Origin of the sequence: Streptomyces phytophilus (genome assembly GCF_013870535.1) — a bacterium.
Classification (GTDB): domain Bacteria; phylum Actinomycetota; class Actinomycetes; order Streptomycetales; family Streptomycetaceae; genus Streptomyces; species Streptomyces phytophilus.
Genome location: NZ_JACBXC010000357.1, coordinates 1 through 5,131 on the forward strand (window position 1 = coordinate 1; position 5,131 = coordinate 5,131).

The 5,131-nt window shown below is 70.9% G+C and carries 4 protein-coding genes; 1 reads left to right on the forward strand and 3 read right to left on the reverse strand.

Features of this window, described 5'->3' with window-relative positions; genetic code table 11:
- The 3 genes from H5J30_RS16815 to trhA all read right to left on the reverse strand — a co-directional run.
- The coding region (locus H5J30_RS16815) for an MFS transporter (protein ID WP_181788247.1) at positions 1 to 1,300 on the reverse strand (1,300 nt) is incomplete at its 3' end.
- A gap of 226 nt (positions 1,301 to 1,526) precedes the next feature.
- A complete protein-coding gene (locus H5J30_RS16820) occupies positions 1,527 to 1,853 on the reverse strand; it encodes a hypothetical protein (RefSeq protein WP_181788244.1) in 327 nt (108 codons plus the stop codon).
- 143 nt (positions 1,854 to 1,996) lie between these two features.
- A complete protein-coding gene (gene trhA / locus H5J30_RS16825; protein ID WP_181788245.1) occupies positions 1,997 to 2,686 on the reverse strand; it encodes a PAQR family membrane homeostasis protein TrhA in 690 nt (229 codons plus the stop codon).
- A 244-nt stretch (positions 2,687 to 2,930) separates the two neighbouring features.
- Between trhA and H5J30_RS16830 the strand changes: the two genes are divergently transcribed.
- Positions 2,931 to 4,739 carry a phosphoenolpyruvate carboxykinase (GTP) gene (locus H5J30_RS16830; protein ID WP_181788246.1) on the forward strand — a complete coding sequence of 603 codons (1,809 nt, stop codon included), beginning with the start codon at positions 2,931 to 2,933 and terminating at the stop codon, positions 4,737 to 4,739.
- Positions 4,740 to 5,131 lie beyond the last annotated feature (392 nt).

Sequence of the window (5,131 nt, forward strand, 5' to 3'; positions counted from 1 at the left end):
CGCAAGCCGTGCGTCCCCCCGTACACCGTCGGCGTGACCACCACCTCCCCGCCGCCGCGGCCTCCGGCACCCCCTCGGTGTCCAGCCGGTCCGTGTACACCCCGTTCAGCAGGCTGCCCAGCAGGGCGACCCCGATGGCGGCGCCGACCTGCCGCAGCGTGGTCAGCAGCCCCGTACCGCGCCCCGCCCGGCTCACGGGCAGCGCGCCGAGGGCGGCGTCCGTGGTCGGCACCAGGGCGAACCCGAGGCCGAACCCGGTGGCGGCCAGCCACACCGCGGTGAAGCCGTACGCAACGGAGACGTCCGTACGCGCGCCGAGCAGCATCGCGAACGCGAAGACCGCCATCCCCGCGCTGACCACGACCCGCGAGCCGATCCTGGCCATCATCAGCGGCGCCGCCCGCGCCGCCACCAGCAGCCCCGCCATCAGCGGCATCAGCCGCAGCCCGGTGCCGAACGGGTCGTTGCCCAGCACCGCCTGCAAATACGCCGGCAGCACGAACAGCAGCCCCGCCGTCATGAACGTCGCGACCACGGCCACGATCGCGTTCCCCCGGAAGGCGCGGTCGCCCAGCAGTTCCAGGTCCAGCATGGGCCGGGCCGTGCGCCGTTCCCGCAGCACCAGCCGGCCGAGCAGCAGCGCCGAGCCGGCCAGCGCCCCCGCGACCAGCGGGTCGGACCACCCCCGCGTCGGCCCCTCCATGACGCCGAGGACCAGCCCGCCGAGCCCGAGGACGCTGAGCGCGGTGCTCACCGGGTCGACGCGCGGCGCCGCCGGGTCGCGCGTCTCGGGTACGAGCAGCAGGATCGCGGCGATGCCGAGGACGGCGGGCGGGATGTTCAGCATGAAGATGGCGCCCCACCAGAAGTGGTCGAGCAGCCAGCCGCCCAGGAGCGGCCCCGCCGGTACGCCGAGAGCCATGCCGGCGGTCACCGCCCCGACGGCCCGGGCGCGTTCTTCGTCGCCGAAGAGCGTGGGGATGACGGAGAGCGCCAGCGGCATGATGAGCGCCCCGCCCAGGCCCATCACCGCGCGCGCGGCGATCACCGCCTCGGGGGCGGAGGCGAACGGGCCCAGGAGGCTGCCGGCCAGGAAGATCACCAGCCCGGTGACCAGCATCCGGCGCCGTCCGAACCGGTCCCCCAGCAGCCCCGCGGGCAGCATGCAGGCGGCGAACACCACCGCGTACGAGTCGACGATCCACTGCAGCTCGCCGGTGCCGGCCCCGATGTCCGCGGCCATCGTGGGCAGCGCGACGTTGAGGATCGTCAGGTCGAACCCGAGCACGAGCACGGACATGACGAGTCCGCCGAGAGCCCACCAGCGCGTCCTGGAAGCCACTCGCAAAAGGTAGCAACTATCAGAATCGACCGCCAGGGTCGCGGCCGACCGCCTGTGGACAACCGGCGGGCCGCGGGCACGGCACAGGCCCGGCCCGCACGTGGAGAACGTGCGGGCCGGGCCCGGGAATCCGTGGAGAGGGCCTCCGCGTGGCGCCGTGCGCCCCGCCGCTGCGGGCGGAGGGTCAGCGACCGACGACGATGGGCTCGAAGGTGTAGCTCTGCTGCGGGCCGAAGTGGACCGACGCGGAGGGGCTGATCTCGGTGTACGAGTTGCCCGAGACGCGGTTGTTGATGTTGTTGTCGACGTCGACCTCGACCTCGGTCTTGTTCCAGGTCTTGTGGACCTCGGTGTTGATCTTCTTGCTGATCTCCTGGTTGTACCACTTGGAGCAGCACTGCTTGTCGTGCTTCGGGTGCGAGGTGGCCTGGGCCGAGGCCGCGCCGACGGCGGCGAGACCGATCACGAGGGCACCGGCGGCGAGGGAGCGGGTGAGCGTACGGATGCGCATCTTCTGCCTCCACGAGGAGCGGGGGATGGTAGTACCCACCGATAACAGCACCCCCGCGGCTTTCGTCCCCGCAGGTTCAGGAGCCGACACGGACGGATCACCCGGACAGTCGGGCGCTCCGGCGGGAACGCGCCCCGTACGACTCAGGCGTGCCGGTACGCGACGAGCGAGATGCCCACGTAATGGACGGCGAACGCCGCCAGCGTGAACGAGTGGAAGACCTCGTGGAAGCCGAACCAACGCGGCGACGGGTTCGGCCGCTTGATCCCGTAGATCACGCCGCCCGCGCTGTACAGCACGCCGCCGACGACCACGAGCACGAGCACCGCGATGCCGCCCGCGCGCATGAAGTCCGGCAGGAAGAACACCGCCGCCCAGCCCATCGCGATGTAGCACGGGGTGTAGAGCCACCGCGGCGCGCCCACCCACAGCACGCGGAAGGCGATCCCGGCGAGCGCCGCCGCCCAGATGAACCAGAGCAGCGCCTGCTGCCTGCCGCCCTCCAGCAGCAGGATCGTGAACGGCGTGTACGTGCCGGCGATGATCAGGAAGATGTTGGCGTGGTCGAGCCTGCGCAGCACGGCCGTGCCGCGCGGACCCCAGTCGCCGCGGTGGTAGAGCGCGCTGACGCCGAAGAGCAGACAGGCCGTCAGCGTGTAGACGGCGCAGGCCATGCGGCCGCGCGGGCTCTCCGCCAGCGCCGTGAGCAGCACGCCCGCGAACAGCGCCGCCGGGAACATCACCGCGTGCAACCAGCCGCGCAGCCGCGGCTTGAGCACGGCGGCCGCGGCATTCGCGACCCGCTGCAGCTCTCCCTCGCCCGTCGCACTCATGCGCCCATGCTACCGACGCGTCCGTAGGTACGGCCGCAGGAGTGGCGCTGTTCACTCGGAACCCGGCTGGACATGACGTCTGAGCTAGCTCATCATCAAACGAGCGCACACCCGACACCGGATGGGCTCATATGAGCGGCCACCGGGTCGGCGCCCCCAAGGGGTAACGGTCTTGAAAACCAGATAGATGTGACATCAGAGAAGAAGCGCCCAAAAACCTCTACATCTGGAGCAAGCAGCACTCATGACCACCCCGACCAAGCACGAAGGGCTCCTCTCCTGGGTCCAGGAGATCGCCGACCTCACCCAGCCCGACGAGATCGTGTGGTGCGACGGCTCCCAGGCGGAGTACGACCGCCTGTGCGCCGGGCTCGTCGCCAAGGGCACGTTCACGAAACTGGACCCCGTCAAGCGGCCCGGTTCGTACTACGCCGCCTCCGACCCGACCGACGTCGCGCGCGTCGAGGACCGTACGTTCATCTGCTCCGAGCAGGAGCAGGACGCCGGGCCGACCAACCACTGGATGGACCCCGCCGAGATGCGCGAGGTCTTCACCGGCACCTCCGGCGGGGGCGGCCTCTTCCGCGGCGCCATGCGCGGCCGCACCATGTACGTCGTCCCCTTCTGCATGGGCCCCCTGGGCTCCCCGCTCTCCGCGCTCGGCGTCGAGATCACCGACTCCGCGTACGTCGCCACCGCCATGCGCACCATGACGCGCATGGGCCGCCCGGTCCTCGACGAGCTGGGCGAGGACGGCTTCTTCGTCAAGGCCGTCCACTCCGTCGGCGCGCCCCTGGAGCCCGGGCAGCAGGACGTGCCCTGGCCGTGCAGTTCGACGAAGTACATCTCCCACTTCCCCGAGACCCGCGAGATCTGGTCGTACGGATCCGGCTACGGCGGCAACGCCCTGCTGGGCAAGAAGTGCTACGCCCTGCGCATCGCCTCCGTCATGGCGCGCGACGAGGGCTGGCTCGCCGAGCACATGCTGGTGCTCAAGCTCACCCCGCCGCGCGGCGAGTCGAAGTACGTCGCCGCCGCGTTCCCGTCGGCCTGCGGCAAGACCAACCTCGCGATGCTGGAGCCGACCACCCGCGGCTGGACCGTGGAGACCATCGGCGACGACATCGCCTGGATGCGCTTCGGCGAGGACGGCCGGCTGTACGCCATCAACCCCGAGGCCGGCTTCTTCGGCGTCGCACCCGGCACCGGCGAGCACACCAACGCCAACGCCATGAAGACCCTGTGGGGCAACTCCGTCTTCACCAACGTCGCCCTCACCGACGACGGCGACGTGTGGTGGGAGGGCATGACCGACGAGCCCCCGGCGCACCTCACCGACTGGCTCGGCAACGACTGGACGCCGCGGTCCGGCACCCCCGCCGCCCACCCCAACGCCCGCTTCACCGTGCCGGCCTCGCAGTGCCCGACCATCGCTCCGGAGTGGGAGGACCCCAGGGGCGTGCCCATCTCGGCGATCCTCTTCGGCGGCCGCCGCGCCACCGCGGTGCCGCTGGTCACCGAGTCCTTCGACTGGCAGCACGGCGTCTTCCTCGGCGCCAACGTCGCCTCCGAGAAGACCGCCGCCGCCGAGGGCAAGGTCGGCGAGCTGCGCCGCGACCCGTTCGCCATGCTGCCGTTCTGCGGCTACAACATGGGCGACTACTTCGGCCACTGGCTGAAGGTCGGCGCCGCCGCGGACGCCGCGAAGCTGCCGAAGATCTACTACGTCAACTGGTTCCGCAAGGACGCGGACGGGTCGTTCGTCTGGCCCGGGTTCGGCGAGAACAGCCGCGTACTGAAGTGGATCGTCGAACGGCTCAACGGTGCCGCCGAGGGCGTCGAGACACCGATCGGGGTGCTGCCCGCAAAGGGCGCACTGGACGTGGACGGGCTCGAACTCACCGACGAGCAGCTCGACTTCCTGCTCTCCGTGGACCCCGCGGTCTGGCGTGAGGAGGCCGCGCTCATCCCCGCGCACCTGGAGACCTTCGGCGACCACACTCCCGGGGAACTCTGGGACGAGTACCGCGCCCTGGTCGACCGCCTGGGCTGACCTGGTACGCAGCCGGCCGGACCGGCGGGTGCGACAACGGCGTCGTACCCGCCGGTCCGTGCTTTTCCCGGCTCCCCAATTCCGCTCCCCGACCGGATGCGCGGTGATATCAGCTCTTCATTCACCGCGTCATCCGGCCGAGTTATCCACAGGGGGATGCCGAATGCCCGGGAAACGCGGAAGACTTGGCAGGGCAACTGCACGAGCGGGCACGGGTATGGGAGGGGAGCACATGCCGGGCACAGCGTCCCGACTGCGCGACAAGCATCGGGGGGAGGCGGAGCTTCTTCTCACCCGCGCGGTCGAAGAGGAAGTGCGCCGCTCCGGTGGCCGGACCGACGGCGTGGTGCTGCTCGGCCGGGCGCGGGCGGCGCTGGACGACATGGCGCAGC

What these genes read in the sequence shown, in the direction of transcription:
- H5J30_RS16830 (WP_181788246.1), top strand. Translation starts at nt 2,931, where the DNA reads ATGACCACCCCGACCAAGCACGAAGGGCTCCTCTCCTGGGTCCAGGAG.
- H5J30_RS16820 (WP_181788244.1), bottom strand. Translation starts at nt 1,853, where the DNA reads ATGCGCATCCGTACGCTCACCCGCTCCCTCGCCGCCGGTGCCCTCGTG.
- trhA (WP_181788245.1), bottom strand. Translation starts at nt 2,686, where the DNA reads ATGAGTGCGACGGGCGAGGGAGAGCTGCAGCGGGTCGCGAATGCCGCG.